Source organism: Pseudomonas sp. F-14 TE3482 (genome assembly GCF_053629455.1).
In genome coordinates, this window is sequence record NZ_JBRJII010000001.1 from 6,412,298 (window position 1) to 6,438,372 (window position 26,075).

Consider the following 26,075-nt stretch of genomic DNA (forward strand, 5'->3'; position numbering starts at 1 on the left):
GCCAGCGGATCTCGCCCGTACAATGTTCCGTCATTTCTCGTCATCAGCAACCGACAACGGCCAACCATGCGCACCAGTCAATTTTTGCTCGCCACACAGAAAGAAACGCCTTCCGACGCGGTCGTCATCAGCCATCAGCTGATGCTGCGCGCCGGCATGATCCGCAAACTCGCCTCGGGCCTGTACACCTGGCTGCCCATGGGCTTGCGAGTGATGCGCAAGGTTGAAGCCATCGTGCGTGAAGAAATGAACGCCGCTGGCTCTCTCGAAGTGTTGATGCCGAGCACTCAACCGGCTGAGCTGTGGCAGGAATCCGGTCGCTGGGAAGAATACGGCCCGGAATTGCTGCGCTTCAAGGATCGCCACGGTCGCGATTTCTGTGCCGGCCCGACTCACGAAGAAGTCATCACCGACCTGATGCGCAACGAGCTGAGCAGCTATAAACAGCTGCCGATCAACCTGTATCAGATCCAGACCAAATTCCGTGACGAAATCCGCCCACGCTTCGGTTTGATGCGCGGCCGCGAATTCATCATGAAGGACGCCTATTCGTTCCACGCTGATCAGCCTTCGCTGCAGATCACCTACGACCGCATGCATCAGGCGTACTGCAACGTGTTCACTCGCTTGGGCCTGAAGTTCCGCCCGGTTGAAGCCGACAACGGCTCGATCGGTGGTGCCGGCTCCCACGAGTTCCACGTGCTGGCCGAATCCGGCGAAGACGACATCGTCTTCAGCAACGGTTCCGACTACGCAGCGAACATCGAAAAGGCCGAAGCCGTACCGCGCGAAACCTCTCGTGCCGCGCCTACCGAGGAGCTGCGCCTGGTCGACACGCCGAACGCCAAGACCATTGCGCAACTGGTCGAAGGCTTCAATCTGCCGATCGAAAAAACCATCAAGACCCTGGTGGTGCACGCTGAAGAGAAAGGCAAACTGATTGCCCTGATCATCCGTGGCGATCACGAGCTGAACGAAATCAAGGCCGCCAACCAGCCTGGCGTTGCCAGCCCGCTGGTCATGGCTTCCGAAGCCGAACTGCGCGACGCCATTGGCGCCGGCGCCGGTTCTCTTGGCCCGTTGAACCTGCCACTGCCGATCATCATCGACCGTTCCGTCGAGCTGATGAGCGACTTCGGCATCGGTGCCAACATCGACGACAAGCACTACTTCGGCGTGAACTGGGAACGTGATCTGCCGGTTCCGACCGTTGCCGACCTGCGCAATGTCGTGGCCGGTGATCCGAGCCCTGACGGCAAAGGCACCCTGGAAATCAAGCGCGGCATCGAAGTCGGGCACATCTTCCAGCTGGGCAACAAGTACAGCAAAGCGATGAAGTGCGAAGTGCTGGGCGAGAACGGCAAGCCGGTCACCCTGGAAATGGGCTGCTATGGCATTGGCGTATCTCGTGTAGTGGCGGCTGCCATCGAACAGAACAACGACGAGAACGGGATTATCTGGAGCGACGCTCTGGCTCCGTTCCAGGTTGCCCTGGTTCCGCTGCGCTACGAAACCGAACAGGTTCGCGAAGCCACCGACAAGCTTTACGCAGAACTGACTGCCGCCGGCTTCGACGTGCTGCTGGACGACCGCGACAAGAAAACCAGCCCGGGCATCAAGTTCGCGGACATGGAGCTGATCGGCATTCCACACCGGATCGTGGTCAGTGACCGCGGCCTCGCCGACGGCAATCTGGAATACAAGAGCCGCACAGAGGCCGAGGCGCAAGCGCTGCCGGTCGCTGACGTGCTGTCTTTCCTCCAGGCCCGTATCCGCCGCTGACACCAGATAGAGACGTCATGTTCAAGCGAAACACCTTAGGCCTCGGTGGCGCCGCCTTGTGCGGCGCCCTGCTGGTCAGCGGCTGTGCCAATCAGATGTCACAACGCAACGAGCACGAGGAGCGGGTCGAGCGCAAATTGCTCGATCACAGCCTGCAGATCGATGTCGGCGAGCCCAAGGTGCTTGAGCTGCCACAACGTCGGGTGAAAATTCACGAGCAGAAGACTTTCGAAGTCACCGAGTTCGAAGTCACGCGTCACTACGATCGCTACACGCCTTACCAACCCTGGAGGGAAGTCTACGAGATCCCGCTGGGCGCGGTGGCCGTGGTGGCCGGTGTCGGTGCGAACGTGGTCAACGTGTTTGCCCTCGGCAATCTGCCGGACAGCGTGACGAAGGACTGGCTCAGCTATGGTTTCGCCGGGCTCAACCCGTTCATGAACGCGCAGTCCCATGGCCGGGCGCAACAGAACCTGGCGGGTATCGACGAAGTCCAGCGCGACAAGCGCACGGAATACTCGAGCCTGCCGTGGAGCGAGCGCCCGGTGCAGGTCAAGGCGGGCAAGAACACCTTCGAACTGACCACCGACCGTAACGGCGTGTTGCGCCTGAACCTGCTGGACAGCCCGTTCGCCGAACATGAGCTCAATCATCTGGGCAAGCTGCAGATCAGTGTCGAGGACAACAAGGACGATGTGCACACCGACTCGTCCCTGGCGATCAGCAGCAACTTGCGCGGCAAGCTGCTCGAAGCGCATGGGTTGATTTACGACGACCTCGAAGACGACGAAGTGAGCCAGTGGGTACACCGGGTCAAACGCCTGTCGGAACTGGGGCTGGAAGAAGAAGCCAGTGAACTGGAACAGAGCCTGATCGAACTGACCCGCAACGATCCCGAGTTGCAGACCGAATTCCTCAAGTCATTGACCAAGGATGCCGGACGACTGGTGGCGGATCCGGGGCCGAATTAAACGCTTAAAAGCATCGCGGGCAAGCCCGCTCCCACAGGTACCGCATCGTCCCTGTGGGAGCGGGCTTGCCCGCGATGAAGCCATTACATTCACTGCAAAACTACCGCTCAAACAACTCCATCTGCTCAAACCCGCCCCGCAAATCCTCCAGCCTCACCCCAACCCCCAACAACCGCACCGGTTTCCCACCACGGTTAAAGGCCTGGGTCAGCAGCAACTGATAACTCCCCAGATCCCGCCCTGCCCCGGCCTGCTCCAAAGTAGTCTGGGTAAAGTCATGAAATTTCACTTTGACGAACGGCTTTCCCGGCCGATAACTACTGTCGATCCTTGCCATGCGGCCATTCAGGGAGTCCAGCAACTCGGGCAATTTATCCAGACAACTCACCAGATCCGGCAGATCCGTGTCGTAGGTATTTTCGACGCTGATTGATTGCCGCCGACTGTCGTTATGCACCAACCGCTCATCGATCCCCCGGGCCAGGCTCCAGAGCCGCTCGCCGAAGCTGCCGAATTCGCGCACCAGCGCCAACTTGTCCCATTCGCGCAAATGCGAGCAATCGACGATGCCGAGCCTGCCGAGTTTGTCGGCGGTCACTTTGCCGACACCGTGCAGCTTGCTCACTGGCAAACCACTGACAAAGTCTTCCACCTGATCCGGCGTGATCACGAACAGACCGTTAGGCTTCTTCCAGTCGCTGGCGATTTTGGCGAGAAACTTGTTCGGCGCCACGCCGGCCGACACGGTGATGTGCAACTGGTTGGAGACACGGCGGCGAATGTCCTGGGCGATTCGCGTGGCGCTGCCGCCAAAATGCGCGCTGTCCGATACATCGAGGTAGGCCTCATCCAGGGAAAGCGGCTCGATCAGGTCGGTGTAATCGCGAAAGATCGTATGAATTTCCTTCGATGCTTCTCGATAGGCCTCCATGCGCGGCTTGACGATGGTCAGGTCCGGACAGAGTTTCAAGGCATGTCCGGAAGACATGGCCGAGCGAACGCCATAAGCCCGCGCTTCATAGTTACAGGTGGCAATCACCCCACGCCGATCCGCCGAGCCGCCCACCGCCAATGGCTTACCGGCCAGGCGCGGGTCGTCACGCATCTCGATGGCGGCGTAGAAACAGTCACAATCGACGTGGATGATTTTTCGCTGCGTCATATAAAAGCAGTGTTCATGGCGAAGAAATGAGGTGTGGGTGAGTCATATCGGCAGTATCTCACTGACACCTGTATATAGCACCAGTACTCTGAATGTTCTTTTTCCTTTGTAGGAAAAGCACCGGAGGAATTTATTTTCTCAATCGAAACAGCCCTCTCGATAGAGCCACAACCCTTGCCCTGCCTGCCTTTCAGGCCGATCAGCCGCTCCTTGTTTCACCTAAGCGCTTGAACAGGAACAGGTTTTATCGAGATTGAAGGTTGACAGCCCTACGATCCTCTGTAGAATGCCGACACACAGACGCGGGATGGAGCAGTCTGGTAGCTCGTCGGGCTCATAACCCGAAGGTCGTCGGTTCAAATCCGGCTCCCGCAACCAAACATCAAAAAAGGCTACTCGAAAGAGTGGCCTTTTTTGTGCGTGCCTGTTTTATAAAAAATCAGCGGTCTATGCCTTACTGCACAGAAACAAGAAATCGTTCTGATTCCGAAACTTAGGTCTCCCCTTCGACCATTCGCCGTCGTTTTAAACTTATTTGAGCCATACTGGGATTAACGGTTGACACTCCGGCGTTCGCCTGTAGAATGCCGCCACACAGACGCGGGATGGAGCAGTCTGGTAGCTCGTCGGGCTCATAACCCGAAGGTCGTCGGTTCAAATCCGGCTCCCGCAACCAAACATCAAAAAAGGCTACTCGAAAGAGTGGCCTTTTTTGTATCTGTTGAAAAAGTCCTTTCGCAACAATGATCTGTCACTGTGCAGTGAGCCGTTCGGGATCGCCGGGCTGTGAGTTCAGTCCAGGCTGAACCGCAGACAGAACCCTCTACGACTGATAACGCGCCATCGCCGGCATCCGGTGAGAGGCGTTAATATTTGTGATTATTTTTTTCCACAGGGATTGGTAACTTGGCTGGATACCTCCATCCTGTCGCGCACAATCCAAGAGGTGATTGATGCGCGCCAACTCGTCTGATTCACAAGACACCGTCACAGCGACACAACCGATCAAAGCCGAACGTTTACGCTTGCTTGATCGAATCAGCAAATACCGTCAGCCCATCGGGCTGGCAGTCACTTTGCTCTTGTTCGCCATCGCGCTGATTGCCTGTCGTCACCTGCTGAGCGAACTCGATCTGTACGCGCTGCACGACTCGATTCTGGAAGTGCCGAAACCGGCCTTGCTAGGTGCGCTCGGCGCGACCGTCATCGGCTTCATCATTCTGCTGGGTTACGAATGGTCGGCCAGCCGTTATGCCGGCGTGACGCTGGCGCCGCGAATATTGGCATTGGGCGGCTTCACCGCATTTGCCATTGGCAATGCCATCGGCCTGTCGCTGCTGTCAGGCGGCTCGGTTCGCTACCGTTTATATGCACGTCATGGTGTGGGGGCTTCGGAAGTCGCGCGCATGACCTTGTTTGCCAGCCTCTCGCTCGGCTGCGCCCTTCCGCCCCTGGCCGCCCTCGCCACCCTCAGCAACCTGTCCGCCGCCTCCGTGGCCCTGGGTTTCTCCGAGACGTTGCTGGGTGCGATTGCGGTGGCCGTACTGCTGCTTTCAACCGTGCTGGCCATCGGCATCTATCGCCGCCGCTTGCCGGAACAGCCTTATCCCGACAACCTGCTGGTCAAGGTCGGTCGCCGCACCTTGCGCCTGCCGGGTCGTCGCCTGACGTTCCTGCAATTGGTCATCACCGCCCTGGACGTGGCCGCTGCCGCGACGGTGCTCTATCTGTTGCTGCCGGAAGCACCGCCCTTTGGTGCCTTCCTGCTGGTCTATCTATTGGCCCTGGCTGCTGGCGTGCTCAGCCATGTACCGGGTGGTGTCGGGGTGTTCGAAGCGATTTTGCTGGCCGCCTTCGCCGACAAGCTCGGCGCCGCGCCACTGGCTGCTGCGCTGCTGCTCTACCGCCTGATCTACGTGGTGTTGCCGCTGCTGGTGGCTTGCGTACTGCTGCTGGTCAATGAAGGTCAGCGCCTGTTTCAGACTCGCCAGTCCCTGCGTGCAGCATCTGGTTTGGCCGCGCCGATTCTGGCGGTGCTGGTGTTTTTGTCCGGGGTGGTGTTGCTGTTTTCCGGCGTGACGCCGGAGATCGATACCCGCCTTGAACACATCGGTTTTCTGATTCCGCATCGCTTGGTCGACGCCTCGCACTTCGGCGCCAGCCTGGTGGGCGTGCTTTGCCTGCTGCTGGCTCAAGGGCTGCGTCGCCGCCTGTCAGCCGCATGGATGCTGACCACCATTCTGTTGTTGGTCGGCGCCCTGCTCTCTCTGCTTAAAGGGTTCGACTGGGAAGAGGCTTGCCTGATGACCCTGACCGCGAGTTTGCTGGGGGTTTTCCGGCGCTCGTTCTATCGCCCCAGTCGCCTGACCGAAGTGCCGTTTTCGCCGCTGTACCTGGTGGCCAGCCTGTGCGTACTCGGCGCATCGATCTGGTTGCTGCTGTTCGCCTATCAGGACGTTCCCTATAGCCATCAACTCTGGTGGCAGTTCACCCTCGACGCCGATGCCCCGCGTGGCTTGCGCTCGTTGCTTGGCGCCGCGGTCCTGCTGGTGGTGGTGTCCCTGACCTGGCTGCTGCGCACCGCGCGCCCGGTGATCCATCTGCCAACGCCCGATGAACTGGACCGCGCGGTAAAGATTCTCATGGCCTCGGCCCAACCGGATGGCGGCCTGGCCCTGACCGGTGACAAGGCGCTGCTGTTCCATCCCAACGACGAGGCGTTTCTGATGTACGCCCGCCGTGGCCGCAGCCTGGTGGCGTTGTACGACCCGATCGGCCCGAGCCAGCAACGGGCGGAAATGATCTGGCAGTTCCGCGACCTCTGCGATATCCACCACGCCCGCCCTGTGTTCTATCAAGTGCGCGCCGAGAACCTGCCGTATTACATGGACATCGGCCTGACCGCGATCAAGCTCGGCGAAGAAGCCCGGGTCGATCTGCACCGCTTTGATCTCGAAGCCAAGGGCAAAGAGATGAAGGACCTGCGCTACACCTGGAACCGCGGCACCCGTGACGGCCTGTCACTGGAGATCCATGAGCCGGGGCAGGCGCCGATGGATGAGCTCAAGGCTATTTCGGACGCCTGGCTGACCGGCAAGAACGTGCGCGAGAAAGGCTTCTCGCTCGGGCGTTTCAGTGATGACTACCTCAAACACTTCCGTGTCGCGGTGATTCGTTTCGAAGGGCGCCCGGTGGCGTTCGCCAACCTGCTCGAGACCTACGGCCATGATCTGGCCAGCCTCGACCTGATGCGCGCGCACCCCGACGCCCCCAAGCTGACCATGGAGTTCATGATGGTCGGCCTGATTCAACATTATAAAAATCATGGATACGCGCGCTTCAGCCTGGGCATGGTGCCGTTGTCGGGGTTACAACCCCGGCGCGGCGCACCACTGACCCAGCGCCTGGGCTCGATGGTATTCCGCCGTGGTGAGCAGCTGTACAACTTCCAAGGTTTGCGCCGCTTCAAAGACAAGTTCCAGCCCGACTGGGAACCCCGTTATATGGCCGTGCCCGCCGGACTCGATCCGCTGGTTGCCCTGGCCGACACTGCCGCCCTGATAGCAGGCGGCTTGACTGGATTGGTGAAACGCTGATGATTCAACGCTCCCTGCGGTACGTACTGGCCACACTGGTAGTGCTGGCCCTGATGGTCGGTGGCGGTTACTGGTACCTGAAACGCCCGGCGCCAGAACCGACCCTCGAACTGCTGGCGCCGGCCGATGGCGCCGCGATGACCCGCGTCATCCCCGGCAACACGCCGCGCGCCCAGGTGCTGGTGGCGGTCAATGAAGAGCAGAAGCTCAGCGACAAACAATTGCTGACCCTGAGCCGCAGCGGCTCGGCGCAGATCGTCCAGGTGATCCTGCCCAAGGACTGCATCCTGCAAGGTCGCGCCCTGCAAGCCGGCCTCAGGCAACTCAAAGGCCCGGCAACCCTGGTCAGCGGCATCGGCCCTGGCGCCGTGCTGGCGTGGCGCTGGCTGGCCGAGCAGAAGGACGACAAGGCCCAGGCCATTTCGGTTGACCTGGCGCTGGAAAAACCCGGCTGCACTCACCTGCTGCCGAAAAGCGCCACCCACGGCCACTGGCTGGTGGCCTGGAACGACAACCCCGACGATACCAGTGCCGGCTTCGTGCGTGACCAGCCCAACGCCGAAACCAGCATCAGCGACTACGACATCAACCTGCCGCAAGTGCTGAACAACGAACTGCGCAAAATCCTCGTCGGCGGCGATAAAGCCGCTGGTGGCCTGCAGATCCCGGTGGTCGAAGTCCCGGCTGGTCAGGCCAAGGACACTGTCACCCTGTTCCTATCCGGCGACGGCGGCTGGCGCGACCTGGACCGCGACGTGGCGGGCGAGATGGCGAAGATCGGCTACCCGGTGGTCGGCATCGACACCCTGCGCTACTACTGGCAACACAAAAGCCCGGAACAGAGCGCGCTGGACCTGACCGAACTGATGCAGCACTACCGGCAGAAATGGGGCACCAAGCGCTTCATCCTGACCGGTTACTCGTTCGGCGCCGACGTACTGCCCGCCATCTACAACCGCCTGCCGGAAGCCGAACAACAGCGGGTCGACGCAATCATCCTGCTGGCCTTCGCCCGCACCGGCAGCTTCGAAATCGAAGTCGAAGGCTGGCTCGGCAACGCCGGCAAAGAAGCCGCCACCGGCCCGGAAATGGCCAAGCTGCCCCCCGCAAAAGTGGTGTGCATCTATGGTGAAGAAGAAGTCGATGAGAGCGGCTGCACCGACAAGACCGCCGTAGGCGAAGCGATGAAACTGCCTGGCGGCCATCACTTCGACGAGAACTACCCGAAACTGGCGCAGCGGTTGGTGGATGTGATCGAGAAGCGTCAAGCCAAAGAGACGGCCGCTCAAGAGTGATCTGAGCCGCACTCACAAAAAAGCCCCCGCAGCCCTAAGGTTGCGGGGGCTTTTCAAATTTACCTGCTCAACTACACACCATAGATCCCTGTGGGAGCGGGCTTGCCCGCGATAGCGGTATGTCTGTCACATCAATATCGGATCTGCCGCCGCCATCGCGGGCAAGCCCGCTCCCACAGGATCTGCGCTGCACTCAGATAAATGGCTACAAAGAAGCCCACGCTGCCGCAAGGCGGCAGGGCTTTTTAATTAGAGACGGCGCTCTGCAGCGTCGTAAACCTCTTCATCACGCCGCGCACCGACGGCGACGATCAAAACCTGGATCGCCTGTCCATCGACTCGATAAACAATACGCGTGTCACCTGTGCGGATCCGTCTGCAACCTGCAAGACTGGCTCTTAGGGGCTTACCGCTCTTGTCCGGCTCGCCGTTGATAATCCGCTCTTCGATAACATCAAGAATGCGATTCGCCGCCACAGCTCCCAGCAGATCCAGATCCTTCTGGACCTCCGGATGATAGATAACGCCCCAAACCATCCACAGCTCCTTTAGTCTTTCCTGGCGTACCGCGCCCGCATATCGTCGTGGCTTATGGCCTTGGCCTGATCAAAACCGATCAATCGCTCCCGAGCCGCGGCTTCAACCCGAAGGTCCTCAAGCTCGTCGAGCATTTCCTGATACGCATCGACATTGATAATGACCGCTGCCGGCTGATTGTCTTTGAAAATGACCAGCCGCTCAGTGGCTCGGCTGGAAATCTCTTTTAGCCTCGCGCTGAACCCCCTGACCATTGCCGTCACAGAAATCGCTTGGTCAGCACGCTCCAGTAATGCCGTCATACTCACCTCTCTACACATTCATGCAAATTTGAACACACAGTTCTACGCAGAGTATCGCGTCGAATTAGACATACAGCAAGCTGCAAAAGACGCGAATCTACCAACCTGTGTTTTTCCATGCCTACAAAAAATGAGCCGAACGACTTGTGGATTCTTTCGCCACGTTTAGTTTCGTTTACTTAAGGTATCGCAATATCGGATGACGCCCGCAGACCCTGTAGGCAAACTCCTAATCGTCCTTTTTGGGCTCTTTGATGCCTTGTTGCGCTTTTCTTCGACGGGATACTCTCCGGACGTCGCTGACCATTCAGCGATCGGGCTTGGAAACCCGTCGAACCACAGCGCACCAGCGCCCTATCATGACTGCAGACGTTTTTACGACTGCAATCCTGAGTTATGGCGGCTGTGCGTGGGACGCCTTTGGGCGTGCCGGTTCCTTGGTTCCCGGTTTTCCAACCTGCGTACAGCCGCCACCTATTCGCTTGGAAACGAAAGTGTCGGCTCCTCGAACCTTGGAGTAACACAATGACGAAAACAGATACGTCCGCGATTGCAGAACTAAAAACCATCGGCTTCACTCCGCTCATCTACTGCTCCGATCAGGCATTATTCAACGTCCGCGCCGGCGTCCCTATCGTTGATGCCTTGTCACAAGCCTCCGACCTGCTGTTCCTCGCCAAATCATTTACCGAGGATGCAGCCTACATAAAAGACACCGACCGCCATGCCTGGGCCGCGCATTACCTGACGGCGATGAGTAAGGCAGTGATTGATGATGTGGTGAAGGTGCTGACACCTCGGCCTGCCCGGACAAGAACCGAATCCGAAGAAGAGCTGCCTGGAAGCCAGTAAAGGCTCAAATCCCCTGTGGGAGCGGGCTGCCCGCGATGACGGTGGCAGATCAGGCATTGATGTGACAGACATACCGCTATCGCGGGCAAGCCCGCTCCCACAGGGATTTTTGTAGGTTCGGATCAAGTGCCAGGCACAAAAAAGCCCCCGCCACCTTCCTGGCAACGGGGGCTTTTTCATGTGGCTTACATCTCGACTTGCGTACCCAACTCAATCACCCGATTCAACGGCAAATTGAAGAACCGCAGATTACCGTTGGCATTCTTCAACATGAAGGCGAACAACGCCTCGCGCCAGCGGGCCATGCCTTCGAGTTTGGAGGCGATTACCGTCTCGCGGCTGAGGAAGTAGGTAGTGCGCATCGGGCTGAAATTCAGGTCATCCAGATGGCACAGTTTCAAGGCCTCAGGCACGTCCGGCTCGTCGGTGAAGCCGAAGTGCAGGATCACCCGGAAGAACCCTTCGCCGTAGGAATCGACCGCGAAACGCCGTTGCGGCGGGACGCGCGGGATGTCTTCGTACACCACTGTCAGCAACACTACTTGTTCGTGCAGCACCTGGTTATGCAGCAGGTTGTGCAACAGCGCATGAGGCACGGCGTCCGGGCGGGCGGTGAGGAACACCGCCGTGCCCTGGACCCGATGCGGCGGTTGCACGCGGATGCTGCTGATGAAGATCGGCAGCGGCAGCCCGCCTTCGTCCATTCGCTCCACCAGCAGTTGCTTGCCGCGTTTCCAGGTGGTCATCAACACGAACAGCGCGATACCGGCAATCACCGGGAACGCACCGCCCTGAATGATTTTCGGCACGTTGGCGGCGAAGTACAGACCGTCTACCAACAGAAAACCCAGCAACACCGGAACAGCGAGGATCGGTGGCCACTTCCACAACAGCAACATCACCGCAGACACCAGGATGGTGGTCATCAGCATCGTGCCCGTCACCGCCACGCCGTAGGCCGAAGCCAACGCGCCGGAGGACTCGAAGCCCAGCACCAATAGAATTACGCCAACCATCAATGCCCAATTCACCGCGCCGATATAGATCTGGCCTTGCTCGGCACTGGACGTGTGCTGGATGTGCATGCGCGGAATGTAGCCGAGCTGGATCGCCTGACGAGTCAGGGAGAACGCCCCAGAAATCACCGCCTGAGAGGCGATTACCGTGGCCAGGGTCGACAACCCCACCAAAGGAATCAGCGCCCAGCTTGGTGCCAACAAGTAGAAAGGGTTACGGGCGGCTTCCGGATCACCGAGCAGCAACGCGCCCTGACCGAAGTAGTTCAGCACCAGGGCCGGCAGCACCAGAATGAACCAGGCCCGGGCGATCGGCTTGCGGCCGAAGTGGCCCATGTCGGCGTACAACGCCTCGGCACCGGTCAAGGCCAGCACCACGGCGCCAAGAATCGCGATCCCCATGCCCGGGTGGACCATGAAGAAGCGTACGCCCCACACCGGATTCATCGCCTGCAACACTTCCGGATGCTGACTGATGCCATACACGCCCAGCGCGCCCAGCACCAGAAACCAGGTGACCATGATTGGCCCGAACAGAATGCCGATCCGCGCCGTACCGTGACGTTGAATCAGGAACAATGCCACCAGCACGATCAACGACAGCGGCACCACCCAATGGTCGATGCCCTCGAATGCCAGCCCAAGGCCTTCAATCGCCGAGAGAACGGAAATCGCCGGGGTGATCATGCTGTCGCCATAGAACAGCGCCGCGCCGATCAGCCCGCAGACCACCAGCAAGGTACGCAACTTCGCATGCCCCGCCGCTGCCCGTCGCGCCAGCGCGGTCAAGGCCATGATCCCGCCCTCGCCCTGGTTGTCGGCACGCAGCACAAACATCATGTATTTGATGGAGACGACCCAGATCAGCGACCAGAAGATCAGCGCCAGAATGCCCAGCACGCCGTCATGGTTGACCGGCACGCCATAGCCACCGGAAAACACTTCTTTGAGGGTGTACAGCGGGCTCGTGCCGATATCGCCATAAACCACCCCGACTGCTGCGACCAGCATGCCGATCGGCTTCGCCGCCGAATGCTCGCTGACCGCCACCTGACTACTTGCCTGCCCCATCCAAAAACTCCTACTACTCAGACTCGGACTTCTTATAAGAAGCACTATGCTTTGTGGCGCAGCATGCGCTGTTTTACGTGTTGTTACAGACGTTTTATTGACTGTAGAAAATCGGTAAAGCGTAAAGGCGCGAAGCATAGCGCAGCACTCGTCGCATTTCCCTGCATAAAGCTGGTCAAGTGCGCCTCTCATCGCTAGAATTGCGCACTTTTTGACCAGAGACGCAACATAGCGTCCGTCTGTCGCCTTGCCGTCTTCGGCTGGAGGCGTCACAAATACCGAGGTTAGACATGTCCACCACTCCTGCGCCGGCCAATCCAAAGGTTGGCTTCGTATCCCTGGGTTGCCCGAAAGCACTGGTCGACTCCGAGCGCATCCTTACCCAGCTGCGCATGGAAGGCTATGACGTTGTGTCCACCTATCAGGACGCCGATGTCGTGGTGGTCAACACCTGCGGCTTCATCGATTCGGCCAAGGCAGAGTCTTTGGAAGTGATCGGCGAAGCCATCAAGGAAAACGGCAAGGTCATCGTGACCGGCTGCATGGGCGTCGAAGAAGGCAACATTCGCAACGTACACCCAAGCGTGCTGGCCGTGACCGGTCCGCAGCAGTACGAGCAAGTGGTCAACGCCGTGCACGATGCCGTGCCGCCGCGTCAAGATCACAACCCGCTGATCGACCTGGTGCCGCCGCAAGGGATCAAACTGACCCCGCGCCACTACGCCTACCTGAAGATTTCCGAAGGCTGCAACCACAGCTGCAGCTTCTGCATCATCCCGTCGATGCGCGGCAAACTGGTCAGCCGCCCGGTCGGTGACGTGCTTGACGAGGCTCAGCGCCTGGTCAAGGCCGGCGTCAAAGAGCTGTTGGTGATTTCCCAGGACACCAGCGCCTACGGCGTCGACGTGAAATACCGCACCGGCTTCTGGAACGGCGCGCCGGTGAAAACCCGCATGACCGAACTCTGCGAAGCCCTCAGCACCCTCGGTGTCTGGGTGCGCCTGCACTACGTTTACCCGTACCCACACGTCGACGAGTTGATCCCGCTGATGGCCGCCGGGAAAATCCTGCCGTACCTGGACATCCCGTTCCAGCACGCCAGCCCGAAAGTCCTGAAAGCCATGAAACGCCCGGCCTTCGAAGACAAGACCCTGGCGCGGATCAAGAACTGGCGTGAAATCTGCCCGGATCTGATCATCCGTTCGACCTTCATCGTCGGCTTCCCTGGCGAAACCGAAGAAGACTTCCAGTACCTGCTGAACTGGCTGACCGAAGCCCAGCTGGACCGCGTTGGCTGCTTCCAGTACTCGCCGGTCGAAGGTGCACCGGCCAACCTGCTGGACGCGGCCATTGTGCCGGACGATGTCAAGCAAGACCGTTGGGACCGCTTCATGGCGCACCAGCAGGCCATCAGCTCGGCGCGCCTGCAAATGCGCATCGGCCGTGAAATCGAAGTACTGGTCGATGAAGTCGACGAGCAAGGCGCGGTCGGCCGTTGCTTCTTCGATGCCCCGGAAATCGACGGCAACGTGTTCATCGACAACGGCAGCAACCTGAAGCCAGGCGACAAAGTCTGGTGCAAAGTGACCGACGCCGACGAATACGACCTGTGGGCTGAACAGATCTAAACGCAAAAAATACGAAAAGCCCCGCTCTCTTGACGAGATGCGGGGCTTTTTTACGTCTATCGTTTTGTGAGAGAAAGAACTCGCGTCATCCACGCAACAGAGGCCAGCGGGCATGCGCCAACACTCGGTCATTCACACACCGAAACAGAGCGACTACGAAGAACTCACCCAAGTGTGGGAAGCCTCGGTACGCGCCACCCATGACTTTCTGCCCGACAGCTACATCGACCTGCTGAAAAATCTGGTGCTGACCCGCTACCTCGACGCGGTGATGCTGATCTGCACCAAAGACTCGCGCCAACGCATCACCGGGTTCGCCGGTGTGGCGGCGGGCAAGATCGAAATGCTCTTCATCGACCCGGCGCATCGCGGCAAAGGCCTGGGCAAGCAATTGCTGCGTTATGCCCTGGAACACCTGAATGCCGACGAGCTGGACGTCAATGAGCAGAATCCGCAGGCCTTGGGGTTTTACTTCAAGCAGGGTTTTGAGGTGATCGGTCGCTCCGAGCACGACGGTATGGGTCAGCCGTATCCGTTGCTGCACATGCGTTTGCGTCAGTCTCAACAACTGACGCGTAATGGTTAATGGCTGACCCAACACAGAACAATGTGGGAGCTGGCTTGCCTGCGATGCAGACGACGCGGTCTGTCTGTCAGGCCGCAGCGATGCTATCGCAGGCAAGCCCGCTCCCACAAAAAAGCCGCACGGCGCAAATGGAGCCGGGATTAACCGGCGTCCAGCAGGTACAATGCCCACCCCTTTTTTGTTACGGCCCTGTCATGACTGACCCGATTCGTCTCTCCAAACGCCTCATCGAACTCGTCGGCTGTTCCCGTCGGGAGGCTGAGCTGTTCATCGAGGGCGGCTGGGTCACCGTGGACGGCGAGGTCATCGACGAGCCGCAGTTCAAGGTCGACACCCAAAAAGTCGAGCTCGATCCCGAAGCCAAGGCCACTGCGCCGGAGCCCGTGACCATCCTGTTCAACGTCCCTGCGGGCATGGACGCGGAAACGGCCATGGCGACCATCAGCGCCGAAACCCTGAGCGAAGAACACCGCTACGGCAAACGCCCGCTCAAGGGCCACTTCCTGCGCCTGACCGCCAGCACCGATCTGCAGGCCAATGCCAGCGGTCTGCTGGTGTTCACCCAGGACTGGAAGATCCTGCGCAAACTCACTGCCGACTCCGCCAAAATCGAGCAAGAGTATGTGGTCGAGGTTGAAGGCGACATGGTGGCTCACGGCCTCAACCGCCTGAACCATGGCCTGACCTACAAGGGCAAGGAATTGCCGCCGGTCAAAGCCAGCTGGCAGAACGAAAACCGCCTGCGCTTTGCGATGAAGAACCCACAACCGGGCGTGATCGCCCTGTTCTGCCAGGCCGTCGGCCTGAAGGTCGTCGCCATCCGCCGCATCCGCATTGGCGGCGTGTCCATCGGCAAAGTGCCTTTGGGGCAATGGCGCTACCTGTCCGGCAAAGAGAAGTTCTAATACTTTTCACGCCGCCCTACATTTCGGCGCCGCGGCTTATGCGACGCCCACTGCTGAATATCAGGATTGCACACCATGATTCATAACGACGTACTGCGCAGCGTGCGCTACATGCTCGACATCAGCGACAAGAAAGTCATCGAGATCATCAAGCTCGGCGGCATGGACGTGTCCATGGAAGACCTGCTGACGTACCTCGACAAGAAAGAGGAAGACGAGGAAGGTTTCGTACGCTGCCCGGACGAAGTCATGGCGCATTTCCTCGATGGCTTGGTGATCTTCAAGCGCGGCAAGGACGAAAGCCGTCCACCGCAGCCGATCGAAGTGCCGGTGACCAACAACATCATCCTGAAAAAACTGCGTGTGGCCTTCGAACTGAAGGAAGACGACATGCACGCGATCCTCAAGGCGGCCGAATTCCCGGTGTCCAAGCCTGAGCTGAGCGCGCTGTTCCGCAAGTTCGGCCACACCAACTACCGCACCTGCGGCGACCAATTGCTGCGCAATTTCCTCAAGGGCCTGACCCTGCGCGTTCGCCCGCAGTAAATCGCCCACGAACCTTTAGGAGCACAGCTTGCTGGCGAAGGCGATCTTCAAAACGCCATCGCCAGCAAGCCGTGCTCCTTCAGGGCTGTATAGACCCCCATTCCTCGCAAAAATAGTGGCTCCGCTTCTGGCGGCTGACGACTAGGGTGTACTGACCCTTTGCCCTCAGGACTCGCCCTATGCACCCGTATTTTTCTCTCGCAGGCCGCACCGCTCTGGTGACCGGCGGCACCCGCGGTATCGGCAAAATGATCGCCAAGGCTTATGTCGAGGCTGGCGCCACTGTGTACGTGTGTGCCCGCGATGCCGACGCCTGTCAGCAAACTGCCAACGAACTGAGTGCCTTCGGGATTTGTCACGCGGTAGCTGCCAACCTGGCCCATGAAGAAGGCGTCCAGCAATTGGCTGCGCATCTGAGTGAGCAGATCGGTCAGCTGGATATTCTGGTGAACAACGCCGGTACCACGTGGGGCGCACCGCTGGAGAGTTACCCGGTCAAGGGTTGGGAAAAAGTCATGCAGCTGAACGTGACCTCGGTGTTCAACTGCATCCAGCAATTTCTGCCGTTGCTGCGCAAGGCCGGTTCGGCGGCGAATCCGGCACGGATCATCAACATTGGTTCGGTCGCCGGGATTTCGTCCTTCGGCGAACAGGCGTATGCCTACGGCCCGAGCAAGGCTGCCCTGCATCAACTGTCGCGGATTCTGGCGCGGGAGCTGGTGAGCCAACACATCAACGTCAATGTGATTGCACCGGGGCGTTTCCCGAGCAAGATGACGCAGCACATTGGCAATGATGAGCAGGCGTTGGCGGAGGATACGGCGCTGATTCCGATGAAGCGCTGGGGCCGGGAGGAAGAGATGGCTGCCTTGGCGATCAGTTTGGCGAGTACGGCAGGCGCGTATATGACTGGGAATATTATTCCTTTGGATGGTGGGTTCAGTCTCTGATATTGGCGGTGCGACCATCGCGGGCAAGCCACGCTCCCACAGGTTTTATGCCGCACACAAAACGTGTGTTCACTCGAGAACCCTGTGGGAGCGTGGCTTGCCCGCGATGACGGACTGATAGGCAACACCGATCTCGAGGCCGCTCGGGTTATCATGCCGCCCTTATCCCCCCTCGACCCCAAAACCATGACCTACAGCGTTTCCCCCATCGGCTTCGTGCGCTCCTGCTTCAAGGAGAAGTTCGCTATTCCGCGCCAACCGCAACTGGCCCCGGCCGCTCGAGGCGTGCTGGAACTGGTGGCGCCGTTCGATCAGGGTGATGCGGTGCAGGGGCTGGAACAGGTCAGTCATGTCTGGCTGCTGTTCCTGTTCCATCAGGCCCTGGAAGAAAAGCCACGCCTGAAAGTCCGCCCACCGCGCCTGGGCGGCAACAAATCCATGGGCGTATTTGCCACTCGGGCGACGCATCGACCCAATGGCATCGGTCAATCGGTGGTCAAACTGGACAAAGTCGAAGCCAATCGGCTGTGGATCTCCGGCATCGACCTACTCGACGGGACGCCGATTCTCGACATCAAACCCTACGTGCCCTACGCCGACATCATCGACACGGCATCCAACAGCATCGCCAGCGCCCCGCCATCGCTGATTCCCGTGCAGTGGACAGACTCAGCACTGCAACAGGCTCACAGCCACGCTCAGCGGCTTAATGAGCCCTTGGTCGAGCTGATCGAACAATGCCTGGCACAAGACCCACGCCCGGCGTACCAGATTCCTACGCCAGAAAGGGAATACGGCGCGCAGTTCTGGGATGTGGATGTGCGCTGGCATTACCCCACGCCTGACCTGATCCGCGTGCTCGAAGTCATTCCCGTATCCAATCCGGCATAAAAAAAGCCCCCATTGCCTGCACAGGCAATGGGGGCTGATCGTTCCCACGCTCCGCGTGGGAATGCATCCAGTGACGCTCTGCGTCACCCAAACAACGGCTTACTTCTCGACGAACGCACGCTCGATCAGGTAATCACCCGGCTCGCGCATCCGCGGCGAAACTTTCAGGCCGAAGCTGTTCAACACTTCGCTGGTCTCGTCGAGCATGCTCGGGCTACCGCACAGCATGGCGCGGTCGTCCTGCGGGTTGATCGGTGGTAGACCGATGTCGCTGAACAGCTTGCCGCTGCGCATCAGGTCGGTCAGGCGGCCTTCATTCTCGAACGGCTCGCGGGTCACGGTCGGGTAGTAGATCAACTTGTCACGCAGCGCCTCGCCGAAGAACTCGTTCTGCGGCAGGTGCTCGGTGATGAACTCGCGGTAAGCGACTTCATTGACGTAACGCACGCCGTGGCACAGGATCACTTTTTCGAAACGCTCGTAGGTTTCCGGGTCCTGGATCACGCTCATGAACGGCGCCAGACCGGTACCGGTGCTGAGCAGGTACAAATGTTTGCCCGGCTTCAAGTCATCCAGCACCAGGGTGCCGGTAGGCTTTTTGCTGATGATGATCTCGTCGCCTTCCTTCAGATGCTGCAACTGGGAAGTCAGCGGGCCATCAGGCACTTTGATGCTGAAGAACTCAAGATGCTCTTCCCAGTTCGGGCTGGCAATCGAGTAAGCGCGCATAAGCGGGCGGCCGTTGGGCTGTTGCAGGCCGATCATCACGAACTGACCGTTCTCGAAGCGCAGGCCCGGATCGCGGGTGCACTTGAAGCTGAACAGAGTGTCGTTCCAGTGGTGAACACTGAGGACACGCTCGTGGTTCATGTTGCTCATGTACGTGGGACTCCTGGAGATTTGCCTGCGCCGATGATGTGCGCAATTGCAGCGCATTCTAATGGCAGCGACAATATCTGTTAACTGGATTATTAAGATAAGGGTTATCGGTTATATCGATATGCGATTTACTCTCCGTCAACTTCAAGTATTCGTCGCCGTCGCCCAGCAGGAAAGCGTATCCCGTGCTGCATTGACGCTCAACCTCTCACAATCGGCGGCGAGCACTTCAATCACCGAGCTGGAGCGTCAGTGCAGCTGCCAACTGTTCGATCGCGCCGGCAAACGGCTGAGCCTCAACGCCCTCGGCAAACAACTGTTGCCGCAGGCGGTGGCCCTGCTCGACCAGGCCAAGGAGATCGAAGACTTGCTCAACGGCAAGTCCGGTTTCGGCTCTTTGGCGGTCGGCGCGACCCTGACCATCGGCAATTACCTCGCCACTCTACTGATCGGCAGCTTCATGCAGCGTCATCCGGAAAGCCAGGTGAAGCTGCATGTGCAGAACACTGCCAACATCGTGCAACAGGTCGCGCATTATGAAATTGATCTGGGTCTAATCGAAGGCGACTGCAGCCATCCGGACATCGAAGTGCAGAGTTGGGTCGAAGATGAGCTGGTGGTGTTCTGTGCACCCCAGCATCCGCTGGCCAAACGTGGCATCGCGACCATGGAGGAGCTGAGTCATGAGGCGTGGATTCTCCGCGAACAAGGCTCGGGCACACGGCTGACGTTCGACCAGGCCATGCGACACCATCGCAGCGCGCTGAACATTCGCCTGGAGCTGGAACACACCGAAGCGATCAAGCGCGCGGTGGAATCAGGTTTGGGGATTGGCTGCATTTCGCGCCTGGCGCTGCGCGATGCGTTCCGCCGCGGCAGCCTGGTGCCCGTGGAAACACCGGATCTGGACCTGGCGCGGCAGTTCTATTTCATCTGGCACAAACAGAAATATCAGACATCGGCGATGCGCGAATTCCTCGAACTGTGCCGCGCGTTCACCGCCGGGGTTCAGCGCAGCGACGAGATCGTCCTGCCCACCATCGCTTAAAGCAGAATCACCGCCCACACCAGCGCGATCATGCTCAACGCCACGAATTGAGCAGCGCTGCCCATGTCCTTGGCGTTCTTGGACAGTGGGTGCAACTCAAGGGAAATGCGGTCGATGGCCGCTTCCACCGCCGAATTGAGCAGCTCGACGATCAAGGCCAACAGGCAGACCGCAATCAGCAGCGCCTGCTCGACACGGCTGACGTTGAGGACGAATGACAACGGAATCAGGATGGCATTAAGCAACACCAGTTGCCGGAAGGCTGCTTCACCGGTGAAGGCCGCGCGCAGGCCGTCCAGGGAGTAACCAGAGGCGTTGAGGATGCGTTTGAGGCCGGTCTGGCCTTTGAAAGGTGACATAAAGTAGGCAACTGACCAAAAAGGAGTGGGAAAGCTAGATGAAGCAAAGTCAAAAAAGCGTGAACACGTAGCGCCTTAGTTGCTCGAAATTGACTCAAGTTGTTGCAAGAGCAGCGCCGCCTGAGTCCGGGTCCGCACATTCAGCTTACGGAAAATGGCCGTGACGTGGGCCTTGATCGTCGCCTCGGAAACACTCAACTCATAAGCAATCTGCTTGTTCAGCAAACCTTCACAGACCATGGTCAATACACGGAACTGCTGGGGTGTCAGGCTGGCGAGGCCTTCGCTGGCAGCCTTGGCTTCGGCGGAAACGCTGACCGCTTCGAAGGCCTGGGGCGGCCAGAAAACGTCGCCATCCAGCACCGCGCGTACGGCTTTCTGAATGACGCTCAAATCACTGGACTTGGGAATGAAACCGCTGGCGCCGAATTCACGGGATTTCACCATGATCGATGCTTCTTCCTGAGCCGACACCATCACCACCGGAATCTGCGGGTACTGCCCACGCAACAGCACCAACCCGGAAAAACCGTAAGCCCCCGGCATGTTCAGGTCCAGCAATACCAGATCCCAATCGGCCTTTTCGTCCAGACGGGTTTCCAGCTCGGCAATGCTCGCCACTTCCACCAGACGGACATCCGGGCCCAGGCCCAGGGTCAACGCTTGATGCAGGGCGCTACGAAAAAGAGGGTGGTCATCGGCAATCAGGATTTCGTATGTGGCCATTTTTCAAATGATCCTGTTTTTTTATGGGACGCCTGATGCATTCAGGCCTCGCCAAAACAACTCGAGGTGCAGCCACGCAGCAGCACCAACAGGGCACGTTCAACGCCAATTACGTAAAAAAAGCAGCGTTTCAAACCTTGGCCGCGCCCTAATCGGCGCCAAGCATGCCCAGCGAAACCGGGGTGGTCAAGTTGCGTGGCCCTGCCAGCGAGCCTGGTTCCTTGCAGTATGGGCGATGCTCAGCAGATCACGGGCGCCGCGTGCTGTACAAAGGGCATCAGCTCGGCATGGGCCGGTGTTGCAACATTCATATCCAGCTGATGTTTAGCGTCCAGATAATGCTGGCTGAACACATCAAAATAAGCGTCCAGCGCCGAAGCAGCGTCTGTATCACCGGCAAGATCGAGGCACAGCGCCGCCACTTCCGCCGTGCACAGGTGCTCGCTGCGAGTGGACCTGCGCAATCGGTATCGTGAAAGTTTCTCAGGAAGCAGGCTCAGAATCGGGAACGCATCAAAATAGGGGCTTTTACGGAAAATCTTCCGGGCTTCGGTCCAGGTGGCGTCCAGCAGAATGAACAATGGGCGCTTGGTGCTATCGACCTCGACGCTGTGGGTAACTCGCTCGGGCTCGACGTATTCGCCAGGAAACACCAGATAGGGTTGCCATTGCGGGTCGGCCAACAGCGCCAGCAGTTGTTCATCGATTTCCGTGCGCGACCAGATGAATGCGTGGTTGTCGCGCACCACATCGGCAATCAGCCAACCGGTGTTGCTCGGCTTGAATACTTCTTTATTGGTCATGATCAGGCACACACCGCTACGGGTGTCGACCTGCGGGCGCCAGGCACACAGGCAGTGACTCTCGATCACACGGCAGGCACGGCAACGGGTTGCCCGCCAGCCACGGGCCTGAATCGGCTTGATACCCTCTTCCTCTCGCTGATCGCGCAAGCGGGCTACGGCGTTGGGGGCGTGGTTCATCGTTGGCAACACCGGCAGACAGGAAAACTCGACACAAACGGCACTCGGCAAGGCAATAAAGGCCACCAGTTTATCAGAGCGGCCGGCGCAAGCCTGTACCGTCCAGGCCGCCTCCCCTATAATTCGCCGCCACTGAACGCATAGTCACGTGACGGGTCGAACCACCAGTCACTGAACCAGGAGAGTTTCATGCTGCGCCTTATCGTTCCCACCGCTGCCATTCTGCTGGCGTCGTCCTTCAATGCTCAGGCTGCTTCCTTGAGTGAGCAGAATCTGAACAGAGAGCTGCGAAACGTCGCCGTACAAAGCAGTGTCGGCACGCCACGGGCGATCAACGAAGACCTGCTGGATCAGGGTTACACCGTCGAAGGCAATCAGCTGATCAATCATCTGAGCGTTCAGAGCAGCCACGCTGACAAGATGCGCGCCGATCCAAAAGCCGTGTACTTCCAGCTTGGCGCCTCCGTCTGCCGAAACGAGGGGTTCCGCAAGCTGATGGCCAAGGGGGCGGTCATGCGTTATGACTTCACAGAAGTGAAAACCAACCGCCCGGTCGGCTCCGCAAGCTTCCAGGAATCGGATTGCCCGAAAGCCACACCGGCCAAGAAAAAGTAATCAACGGGAATTGGCGCGCCGCTGTTCATCCTCGGCGCGCAACTCTGCCAACAACGCCTGCAAGTAGCGCGAACGTCGCTCCCCGCCCTCCAGACGCCGGCAGCACTCCTCTTCGAGACTCAAATGATTGGTCTCGGCTGACAACTTCAGCAATCGATACAGTTGCGCATCGACTTCCAGAGTGACTCTGGGCATGGTTTCCCGCCTCCGTGCACGCATTGATCGTCGTTGATCACGCGAAAAATCCCTGAACTGCTTGAACGTTGCGTCCTGCCATTGACGCAAAGTTGTCGTGTCACGCCTGTAACTTAGTAAATCAGAGCGCAGGACAAACGGCTTGCGTTCAGACGAGCGGTGAAAGCACCTTGCAAATCGTCAATAAGCGATTGCCAGGAAAGACTTTGCGGCGCAATGATCAAGCAGCAAAAATCGTCGCGAGGGTCTAAATTCAAAGTGTTCATGTGGTTTTTTTCAGGGCAGAAAAGGGGCTGCCCATTGCGTGTCTTATTGTGCGAACGTTTCTTTCATTCAAGGGATAAGCAGAGCCCGTATGGATGGCTCGATTGCAACCGAGTCAGGTGGAGCGCCCAGGCAAGGGCTTGGGCAGCCAGCGACACAAGGGGTGTCGTGGCGCCGACGATTGTTTTGTCGGGCCAAGGGTTCTGTGCAGAAGGAGAAGTTGAATGCCTTACCAACCGAATGACCTCCTGAGCCGTCATTTTCAAGAAAGCGGCCACGACCTCACCAGCAAGGTCGAAGAACAACTCAACCTGGTTTCCCCCAACAGCCCCAACATCCCGATTTACCGCGACATGATCCTGACTGTGCTGCGCATGGCCCAGGAAGATCACAACCGCTGGAATGCCAAGATCACCCTGCAAGCCTTGCGCGAACTCGAACATGCCTTCCGTGTGCTGGAGCAGTTCAAGGGACGACGCAAAGTCACCGTTTTCGGCTCGGCCCGCACGCCGATAGAACACCCACTGTATGGTTTGGCCCGAGAGCTTGGCGCCGCACTGGCGCGCTCGGACATGATGGTCATCACCGGTGCCGGCGGCGGCATCATGGCGGCGGCCCACGAAGGTGCAGGTCTGGAACACAGCCTGGGATTCAATATCACCTTGCCCTTCGAGCAACATGCCAATCCCACGGTCAATGGCACAGGGAATCTACTGCCCTTCCACTTTTTCTTTACCCGAAAGCTGTTCTTCGTCAAGGAAGCCGATGCGCTGGTCCTGTGCCCAGGCGGTTTCGGTACGCTGGATGAAGCGCTGGAAGTGCTGACCCTGATTCAGACTGGCAAAAGCCCATTGGTGCCCGTGGTGCTACTGGATGCGCCGGGCGGCAAGTTCTGGCAAGGCGCGCTGGACTTCATTCACCATCAACTGGAGGAAAATCGCTACATCCTGCCAACCGACATGAAGCTGTTGAGTCTGGTCTACAGTGCCGAAGAGGCAGTGGATCTGATCAATCAGTTCTACAGCAACTTCCACTCCAGCCGCTGGCTCAAGCATCAGTTCGTGATTCGCATGAACCACAAACTCAGCGACCGGGCGCTCGAACACATACAGGAGGCATTCGCCGACCTGTGCCTGAGCGATCATTTCCATCAGCATGCCTACAGCGGTGAGGAGCACGACGAACCGCAGTTCAGCCATCTGGCGCGACTTTCCTTCACCTTCAACGCCCGTGATCATGGCCGTCTGCGGGAGCTAGTGGACTACATCAACCTGCCCGAAAACTGGACCCAGTCCAAACCCCAGGCGCAACAACGCACACGGGAACCGTCCAAGGTAACGTGAGGCAAAAAAAAACGGCCCGCTATCGAAATAGCGAGCCGTTCATTCAATCGTCCATCCCTCGGCCACTGAACAAGCGGCTGATCATTTCCATGGAATATCCCCGATAACTCAGGAACCTGCCCTGTTTGGCACGTTCCCGGGCGTCTATCGGCAAGTGCCCGGAGAATTTTCGCCGCCAGGTGTCTTCCAGTTGTTCCTGCCAGTTGATACCGCTCTCGCGCAAGGCGAGTTCGATATCGGTACGTTGCAGACCGCGCTGGCTCAACTCTTCGCGAATTCGCAAAGGGCCATAACCGGAACGGGCACGATAGGAAACAAAGCTCTCGAGGTAACGGGACTCGGACAACAGGCCCTCTTCCGTCAAGCGGTCGAGTGCTGTGTCGATCATTTCAGGGAGGGCGCCGCGCTGACGCAGTTTACGCGTCAGCTCGACTCGACCATGCTCGCGTCGCGCGAGCAGGTCCATTGCGGTTCGCCGCACTGCGACGAGTGTATCGAGTACGGCGGTCATCGGATCAATCAGATATCAGCGTCAGCCAGGTCATCAGCCGTCTCTTTGACCGGCGATGCTTTGACGTCCGGCGCTGGGGTCAGCAACTTGTCACGCAGTTGCTTCTCGAGCTTGGCGGCGATTTCCGGGTTGTCTGCCAGGAACTTGGCCGAGTTGGCCTTGCCCTGACCGATCTTGGTGCCTTCATAGGCATACCAGGCGCCGGACTTCTCGACGAAACCATGCAGCACGCCCAGATCGATCATCTCACCGTTGAGGTAGATGCCCTTGCCGTAAAGAATCTGGAACTCGGCCTGACGGAACGGCGAAGCCACCTTGTTCTTCACGACTTTGACGCGGGTTTCGCTACCGACGACTTCATCACCTTCTTTCACCGCGCCAGTACGGCGGATGTCCAGACGAACCGATGCGTAGAACTTCAGCGCGTTACCACCGGTGGTGGTTTCCGGGCTGCCGAACATCACGCCGATTTTCATACGGATCTGGTTGATGAAGATCACCAGGCAGTTGGCGTTCTTGATGTTACCGGTGATTTTACGCAGCGCCTGGGACATCAGACGGGCCTGCAGGCCCACGTGCATGTCGCCCATTTCGCCTTCGATTTCAGCCTTCGGCACCAGAGCAGCCACGGAGTCGACGATGATCACGTCAACCGCGTTGGAGCGCACCAGCATGTCGGTGATTTCCAGGGCCTGCTCGCCGGTGTCCGGCTGGGAAACCAGCAGGTCGTCGACGTTGACGCCCAATTTGCCGGCGTACTCAGGGTCGAGGGCGTGTTCGGCGTCGACGAATGCGCAGGTCGCGCCGGCTTTTTGAGCCTGGGCGATCACCGACAGTGTCAGGGTGGTTTTACCGGAGGATTCAGGACCGTAGATCTCAACGATACGGCCTTTTGGCAGACCGCCAATGCCGAGCGCGATATCCAGACCCAGAGAGCCAGTGGAAATAGCCGGGATCGCCTGACGGTCCTGATCGCCCATACGCATTACGGCACCCTTGCCGAATTGACGTTCGATCTGACCCAGGGCCGCAGCCAAGGCTTTCTTCTTGTTGTCGTCCATT

At 58.8% G+C, this 26,075-nt stretch carries 25 protein-coding genes and 2 tRNA genes; 16 read left to right on the forward strand and 11 right to left on the reverse strand.

What is annotated here, in order from left to right:
- Window positions 1–66: 66 nt before the first annotated feature.
- Window positions 67–1,782, forward strand: coding sequence for a proline--tRNA ligase (locus AB7M26_RS29210; protein ID WP_401175830.1), 1,716 nt, complete (start codon window positions 67–69; stop codon window positions 1,780–1,782).
- Window positions 1,783–1,799: 17 nt separating this feature from the next.
- Window positions 1,800–2,753 (forward strand): hypothetical protein, encoded by a 954-nt coding sequence (locus AB7M26_RS29215; RefSeq protein WP_123499330.1) that lies wholly within the window; start codon window positions 1,800–1,802, stop codon window positions 2,751–2,753.
- A gap of 100 nt (window positions 2,754–2,853) precedes the next feature.
- On the opposite strand, the gene dinB is transcribed toward AB7M26_RS29215, so the two are convergent.
- On the reverse strand, window positions 2,854–3,915 hold the full coding sequence (dinB, locus tag AB7M26_RS29220) for a DNA polymerase IV (protein ID WP_123499332.1): 1,062 nt from the start codon (window positions 3,913–3,915) through the stop codon (window positions 2,854–2,856).
- Window positions 3,916–4,216: 301 nt separating this feature from the next.
- Between dinB and AB7M26_RS29225 the strand changes: the two genes are divergently transcribed.
- The 4 genes from AB7M26_RS29225 (at window position 4,217) to AB7M26_RS29240 (ending at window position 8,806) form a co-directional block, all read left to right on the forward strand.
- A tRNA-Met gene (locus AB7M26_RS29225) sits at window positions 4,217–4,293 on the forward strand.
- 221 nt (window positions 4,294–4,514) lie between these two features.
- Window positions 4,515–4,591: transfer RNA gene (locus tag AB7M26_RS29230), tRNA-Met, on the forward strand.
- Between the two features lie 277 nt (window positions 4,592–4,868).
- The gene (mprF, locus tag AB7M26_RS29235) at window positions 4,869–7,511 is read left to right on the forward strand and encodes a bifunctional lysylphosphatidylglycerol flippase/synthetase MprF (RefSeq protein WP_429387321.1); all 2,643 of its coding nucleotides are present in this window, start codon (window positions 4,869–4,871) and stop codon (window positions 7,509–7,511) included.
- Entirely contained in the window at window positions 7,511–8,806 is a 1,296-nt protein-coding gene (locus AB7M26_RS29240) for a virulence factor family protein (RefSeq protein ID WP_123499336.1), read from the forward strand. Before mprF ends, AB7M26_RS29240 begins: the two co-directional genes overlap by 1 nt.
- Before the next feature lie 249 nt (window positions 8,807–9,055).
- Here AB7M26_RS29240 and AB7M26_RS29245 read toward each other — a convergent pair whose 3' ends face one another.
- Window positions 9,056–9,343 (reverse strand): type II toxin-antitoxin system RelE family toxin, encoded by a 288-nt coding sequence (locus AB7M26_RS29245; RefSeq protein ID WP_123360592.1) that lies wholly within the window; start codon window positions 9,341–9,343, stop codon window positions 9,056–9,058.
- An 11-nt stretch (window positions 9,344–9,354) separates the two neighbouring features.
- Window positions 9,355–9,645 carry a Phd-YefM gene (locus AB7M26_RS29250; RefSeq protein WP_008010129.1) on the reverse strand — a complete coding sequence of 97 codons (291 nt, stop codon included), beginning with the start codon at window positions 9,643–9,645 and terminating at the stop codon, window positions 9,355–9,357.
- Window positions 9,646–10,170: 525 nt separating this feature from the next.
- On the opposite strand from AB7M26_RS29250, the gene AB7M26_RS29255 reads away from it, so the two are divergent.
- On the forward strand, window positions 10,171–10,497 hold the full coding sequence (locus tag AB7M26_RS29255) for a DUF3077 domain-containing protein (protein ID WP_123499338.1): 327 nt from the start codon (window positions 10,171–10,173) through the stop codon (window positions 10,495–10,497).
- A gap of 185 nt (window positions 10,498–10,682) precedes the next feature.
- Here the strand turns inward: AB7M26_RS29255 and AB7M26_RS29260 are convergent, their stop codons facing one another.
- Complete coding sequence (locus AB7M26_RS29260) at window positions 10,683–12,584, reverse strand: potassium transporter Kup (protein ID WP_429387324.1); 1,902 nt, start codon at window positions 12,582–12,584, stop codon at window positions 10,683–10,685.
- Window positions 12,585–12,874: 290 nt separating this feature from the next.
- On the opposite strand from AB7M26_RS29260, the gene rimO reads away from it, so the two are divergent.
- The 6 genes from rimO to tsaA all read left to right on the forward strand — a co-directional run bounded on the left by rimO (window position 12,875) and on the right by tsaA (window position 18,090).
- Window positions 12,875–14,212: a 30S ribosomal protein S12 methylthiotransferase RimO gene (rimO, locus tag AB7M26_RS29265; RefSeq protein WP_123499342.1), complete on the forward strand. Its 1,338-nt coding sequence runs from the start codon at window positions 12,875–12,877 to the stop codon at window positions 14,210–14,212.
- Between the two features lie 112 nt (window positions 14,213–14,324).
- Window positions 14,325–14,798 (forward strand): GNAT family N-acetyltransferase, encoded by a 474-nt coding sequence (locus AB7M26_RS29270; RefSeq protein WP_007907294.1) that lies wholly within the window; start codon window positions 14,325–14,327, stop codon window positions 14,796–14,798.
- A 194-nt stretch (window positions 14,799–14,992) separates the two neighbouring features.
- Window positions 14,993–15,703 (forward strand): rRNA pseudouridine synthase, encoded by a 711-nt coding sequence (locus AB7M26_RS29275; RefSeq protein WP_008072721.1) that lies wholly within the window; start codon window positions 14,993–14,995, stop codon window positions 15,701–15,703.
- A 75-nt stretch (window positions 15,704–15,778) separates the two neighbouring features.
- Entirely contained in the window at window positions 15,779–16,249 is a 471-nt protein-coding gene (locus AB7M26_RS29280; protein WP_008010137.1) for a YehS family protein, read from the forward strand.
- A gap of 179 nt (window positions 16,250–16,428) precedes the next feature.
- Window positions 16,429–17,199 (forward strand): SDR family oxidoreductase, encoded by a 771-nt coding sequence (locus AB7M26_RS29285; RefSeq protein WP_123499344.1) that lies wholly within the window; start codon window positions 16,429–16,431, stop codon window positions 17,197–17,199.
- 186 nt (window positions 17,200–17,385) lie between these two features.
- On the forward strand, window positions 17,386–18,090 hold the full coding sequence (gene tsaA / locus AB7M26_RS29290) for a tRNA (N6-threonylcarbamoyladenosine(37)-N6)-methyltransferase TrmO (RefSeq protein WP_123499346.1): 705 nt from the start codon (window positions 17,386–17,388) through the stop codon (window positions 18,088–18,090).
- A 99-nt stretch (window positions 18,091–18,189) separates the two neighbouring features.
- Here tsaA and fpr read toward each other — a convergent pair whose 3' ends face one another.
- Complete coding sequence (gene fpr, locus AB7M26_RS29295) at window positions 18,190–18,969, reverse strand: ferredoxin-NADP reductase (RefSeq protein WP_003443014.1); 780 nt, start codon at window positions 18,967–18,969, stop codon at window positions 18,190–18,192.
- A 121-nt stretch (window positions 18,970–19,090) separates the two neighbouring features.
- Between fpr and AB7M26_RS29300 the strand changes: the two genes are divergently transcribed.
- Entirely contained in the window at window positions 19,091–20,017 is a 927-nt protein-coding gene (locus tag AB7M26_RS29300; RefSeq protein ID WP_007907288.1) for a LysR family transcriptional regulator, read from the forward strand.
- Here AB7M26_RS29300 and AB7M26_RS29305 read toward each other — a convergent pair.
- From AB7M26_RS29305 to AB7M26_RS29315, 3 genes are all read right to left on the reverse strand, one after another.
- Entirely contained in the window at window positions 20,014–20,376 is a 363-nt protein-coding gene (locus AB7M26_RS29305; protein WP_123499348.1) for a diacylglycerol kinase, read from the reverse strand. The genes AB7M26_RS29300 and AB7M26_RS29305 overlap by 4 nt on opposite strands.
- A 75-nt stretch (window positions 20,377–20,451) precedes the next feature.
- Window positions 20,452–21,102: a response regulator transcription factor ErdR gene (gene erdR / locus AB7M26_RS29310; RefSeq protein ID WP_007907284.1), complete on the reverse strand. Its 651-nt coding sequence runs from the start codon at window positions 21,100–21,102 to the stop codon at window positions 20,452–20,454.
- A gap of 239 nt (window positions 21,103–21,341) precedes the next feature.
- Window positions 21,342–22,085: a tRNA-uridine aminocarboxypropyltransferase gene (locus tag AB7M26_RS29315; RefSeq protein ID WP_008072711.1), complete on the reverse strand. Its 744-nt coding sequence runs from the start codon at window positions 22,083–22,085 to the stop codon at window positions 21,342–21,344.
- Window positions 22,086–22,274: 189 nt separating this feature from the next.
- On the opposite strand from AB7M26_RS29315, the gene AB7M26_RS29320 reads away from it, so the two are divergent.
- The gene (locus AB7M26_RS29320; RefSeq protein WP_123499350.1) at window positions 22,275–22,700 is read left to right on the forward strand and encodes a PA3611 family quorum-sensing-regulated virulence factor; all 426 of its coding nucleotides are present in this window, start codon (window positions 22,275–22,277) and stop codon (window positions 22,698–22,700) included.
- Here AB7M26_RS29320 and AB7M26_RS29325 read toward each other — a convergent pair whose 3' ends face one another.
- Entirely contained in the window at window positions 22,701–22,895 is a 195-nt protein-coding gene (locus tag AB7M26_RS29325) for a hypothetical protein (RefSeq protein ID WP_123499353.1), read from the reverse strand.
- A gap of 488 nt (window positions 22,896–23,383) precedes the next feature.
- Here AB7M26_RS29325 and AB7M26_RS29330 point away from each other — a divergent pair, with 488 nt between their 5' ends.
- Window positions 23,384–24,502 (forward strand): LOG family protein, encoded by a 1,119-nt coding sequence (locus tag AB7M26_RS29330; protein WP_123499355.1) that lies wholly within the window; start codon window positions 23,384–23,386, stop codon window positions 24,500–24,502.
- Window positions 24,503–24,545: 43 nt separating this feature from the next.
- Here AB7M26_RS29330 and recX read toward each other — a convergent pair whose 3' ends face one another.
- Window positions 24,546–25,013, reverse strand: a complete 468-nt coding sequence (gene recX, locus AB7M26_RS29335; RefSeq protein WP_008010154.1) for a recombination regulator RecX — start codon at window positions 25,011–25,013, stop codon at window positions 24,546–24,548.
- An 8-nt stretch (window positions 25,014–25,021) separates the two neighbouring features.
- Window positions 25,022–26,074, reverse strand: coding sequence for a recombinase RecA (gene recA, locus AB7M26_RS29340; protein WP_007907270.1), 1,053 nt, complete (start codon window positions 26,072–26,074; stop codon window positions 25,022–25,024).
- Window position 26,075: the final 1 nt, after the last annotated feature.

What these genes read in the sequence shown, in the direction of transcription:
- AB7M26_RS29210 (WP_401175830.1), top strand. Translation starts at nt 67, where the DNA reads ATGCGCACCAGTCAATTTTTGCTCGCCACACAGAAAGAAACGCCTTCC.
- AB7M26_RS29215 (WP_123499330.1), top strand. Translation starts at nt 1,800, where the DNA reads ATGTTCAAGCGAAACACCTTAGGCCTCGGTGGCGCCGCCTTGTGCGGC.
- dinB (WP_123499332.1), bottom strand. Translation starts at nt 3,915, where the DNA reads ATGACGCAGCGAAAAATCATCCACGTCGATTGTGACTGTTTCTACGCC.
- mprF (WP_429387321.1), top strand. Translation starts at nt 4,869, where the DNA reads ATGCGCGCCAACTCGTCTGATTCACAAGACACCGTCACAGCGACACAA.
- AB7M26_RS29240 (WP_123499336.1), top strand. Translation starts at nt 7,511, where the DNA reads ATGATTCAACGCTCCCTGCGGTACGTACTGGCCACACTGGTAGTGCTG.
- AB7M26_RS29245 (WP_123360592.1), bottom strand. Translation starts at nt 9,343, where the DNA reads ATGGTTTGGGGCGTTATCTATCATCCGGAGGTCCAGAAGGATCTGGAT.
- AB7M26_RS29250 (WP_008010129.1), bottom strand. Translation starts at nt 9,645, where the DNA reads ATGACGGCATTACTGGAGCGTGCTGACCAAGCGATTTCTGTGACGGCA.
- AB7M26_RS29255 (WP_123499338.1), top strand. Translation starts at nt 10,171, where the DNA reads ATGACGAAAACAGATACGTCCGCGATTGCAGAACTAAAAACCATCGGC.
- AB7M26_RS29260 (WP_429387324.1), bottom strand. Translation starts at nt 12,584, where the DNA reads ATGGGGCAGGCAAGTAGTCAGGTGGCGGTCAGCGAGCATTCGGCGGCG.
- rimO (WP_123499342.1), top strand. Translation starts at nt 12,875, where the DNA reads ATGTCCACCACTCCTGCGCCGGCCAATCCAAAGGTTGGCTTCGTATCC.
- AB7M26_RS29270 (WP_007907294.1), top strand. Translation starts at nt 14,325, where the DNA reads ATGCGCCAACACTCGGTCATTCACACACCGAAACAGAGCGACTACGAA.
- AB7M26_RS29275 (WP_008072721.1), top strand. Translation starts at nt 14,993, where the DNA reads ATGACTGACCCGATTCGTCTCTCCAAACGCCTCATCGAACTCGTCGGC.
- AB7M26_RS29280 (WP_008010137.1), top strand. Translation starts at nt 15,779, where the DNA reads ATGATTCATAACGACGTACTGCGCAGCGTGCGCTACATGCTCGACATC.
- AB7M26_RS29285 (WP_123499344.1), top strand. Translation starts at nt 16,429, where the DNA reads ATGCACCCGTATTTTTCTCTCGCAGGCCGCACCGCTCTGGTGACCGGC.
- tsaA (WP_123499346.1), top strand. Translation starts at nt 17,386, where the DNA reads ATGACCTACAGCGTTTCCCCCATCGGCTTCGTGCGCTCCTGCTTCAAG.
- fpr (WP_003443014.1), bottom strand. Translation starts at nt 18,969, where the DNA reads ATGAGCAACATGAACCACGAGCGTGTCCTCAGTGTTCACCACTGGAAC.
- AB7M26_RS29300 (WP_007907288.1), top strand. Translation starts at nt 19,091, where the DNA reads ATGCGATTTACTCTCCGTCAACTTCAAGTATTCGTCGCCGTCGCCCAG.
- AB7M26_RS29305 (WP_123499348.1), bottom strand. Translation starts at nt 20,376, where the DNA reads ATGTCACCTTTCAAAGGCCAGACCGGCCTCAAACGCATCCTCAACGCC.
- erdR (WP_007907284.1), bottom strand. Translation starts at nt 21,102, where the DNA reads ATGGCCACATACGAAATCCTGATTGCCGATGACCACCCTCTTTTTCGT.
- AB7M26_RS29315 (WP_008072711.1), bottom strand. Translation starts at nt 22,085, where the DNA reads ATGAACCACGCCCCCAACGCCGTAGCCCGCTTGCGCGATCAGCGAGAG.
- AB7M26_RS29320 (WP_123499350.1), top strand. Translation starts at nt 22,275, where the DNA reads ATGCTGCGCCTTATCGTTCCCACCGCTGCCATTCTGCTGGCGTCGTCC.
- AB7M26_RS29325 (WP_123499353.1), bottom strand. Translation starts at nt 22,895, where the DNA reads ATGCCCAGAGTCACTCTGGAAGTCGATGCGCAACTGTATCGATTGCTG.
- AB7M26_RS29330 (WP_123499355.1), top strand. Translation starts at nt 23,384, where the DNA reads ATGCCTTACCAACCGAATGACCTCCTGAGCCGTCATTTTCAAGAAAGC.
- recX (WP_008010154.1), bottom strand. Translation starts at nt 25,013, where the DNA reads ATGACCGCCGTACTCGATACACTCGTCGCAGTGCGGCGAACCGCAATG.
- recA (WP_007907270.1), bottom strand. Translation starts at nt 26,074, where the DNA reads ATGGACGACAACAAGAAGAAAGCCTTGGCTGCGGCCCTGGGTCAGATC.